The sequence below is a fragment of the Mesorhizobium sp. M4A.F.Ca.ET.090.04.2.1 genome (assembly GCF_003999085.1).
Classification (GTDB): domain Bacteria; phylum Pseudomonadota; class Alphaproteobacteria; order Rhizobiales; family Rhizobiaceae; genus Mesorhizobium.
The window spans coordinates 1-1,593 of the sequence record NZ_RZOT01000816.1; the positions used below are offsets into that span (position 1 = coordinate 1).

Sequence of the window (1,593 nt, forward strand, 5' to 3'; positions counted from 1 at the left end):
GCAGCGTTCCGTCGGCGACGTCGTCGAGCGCGAAGAAGCCGCCCTGGTCGGTGCGCTTGAGGAAGGCCGGCAGGTTGAGCCCGGTGAGCGCGCCCGGCCCGACGGATGCCGAGACAGAGCCATCGGCGTTTTCGAAGATGGAGTTCCAGGATTTGCCCGGCCCCTTGAGGATGACCGAGACGGTTGCCGTCCCGACAGGCACCAGTCTCGTCATCCCTGCCGCCGTGGCGAAGGCGCCGCCATCGACGTCGGAGGCGAGAAGTCGGATCTCGACCTGCGTGCCTTCGAGCTTGCGGTCGAAGCGCAGGCTGCTCTGGATGTTGCCGCCGAAGGCAGAGGCGTCGGAAATGTCGAAGACGGCAAGTCCGTTCTTGACCTGCGCCGTAGCGGCGACGTCGGCAAGCTGGACCGGTCCTGCCGTGGCATGCGCCGCCGACACGCGGAGGTCGAGATTGATCTTGTCGGCGAAGCTGGTGTCGATCTCGCCGGGACCCGCTTCGCCGGTTGGCGCCAGCGGCGTGAAGGCCGAGAGGAACGATCGGAGGTCGAGCGTGTCGAAGGCGAGTGTGCCGGAGATGACCGGCAGTGCTTCGCCGAAGGAGAAGTCAAGCGCTCCCATCCCCGGATTGTTGTCGAGCGCCACAGTGGTGTTTTCGAACTTCACCCGGCCGGCGGCCGCCGTCACCTTGCTGGCGACCGAGACCGAGCCGATCGCGGCTCCGGGCGCGATGCCGGCCTGCGACCACTCCAGCGCGCGCCGCAGCGAGGGCGCGGCGAATTTCGCCTGGCCGTCGAAATAGGCGTTGTCCGACATCGAGGCTACGCCTTCGAAGGAGAAGGTAGCAGGTGCCGCCTTGACGGAGAGCGTGAGCGGAGCAGCGCCCCCCGCGAACAGTACCAGCGGCTTGGGCGACGCGAAGTCGACGGCGACGCTTTCGCCGCGCCAGATGCCGGTCGCCGTCAGCGTCGCGTTGCTGTTCATCGCCGCCCAGTTCGCCTGCCCGGTCAGGCTGCTCAGGATTTCCTGGTCCTTGCCGCCGAGCGAAGCCACCACGCGGCCGTCCCTGAGTTCCACCGTGCCGAACGGGTCCGAGGGCAATTTGCCGAGATCGGGCTTTTGCGGGTTGGCGGTGACGAGGCCTCGCGCGGTGTCGATCGAGCGCGTGATGCGGCCGCCGGTCGGGATGGCCGGCAGGAAGAAGCCTCTGGCGGTGCGCTGGACCCTGATCGTCGGCCGCACCAGCCGCGCCGTCGAGAACACGACGTCGCCTTGCAAGGCGGCCATGGCCGAAAGATCGACCTCTACCCGTTCGGCCTCGATCACCGGCGGCGCGTCGGTCTCGGTCCATTGCGAAAGCGTCACGTCGGTCAGGATGGCGCGGAAGGTGGGCCAGACCTCGATGCGCGGCGAGCCATCGATAGTAACCCTGAAACCGCTCCAGGCGCTCATTTCCCAGGCGATGCGGTCGCGCACGATGCGGGTCGAGGCGATCAGCGGCAGCGCGGCGACGACCAGCGCGATGACGAGCACGGCAAAGCCGATCGCCCATGCTCCGCGCCGGATCAAAGATGATGGCATATCGCCCTATATGC

Annotated in this window: 1 protein-coding gene; it reads right to left on the reverse strand. The window is 67.5% G+C overall.

Features of this window, described 5'->3' with window-relative positions:
* Positions 1-1,579, reverse strand: a 1,579-nt coding sequence (locus tag EN781_RS32165) for an AsmA family protein (protein ID WP_145965774.1), incomplete at its 3' end; no start/stop codon positions are given.
* Positions 1,580-1,593 lie beyond the last annotated feature (14 nt).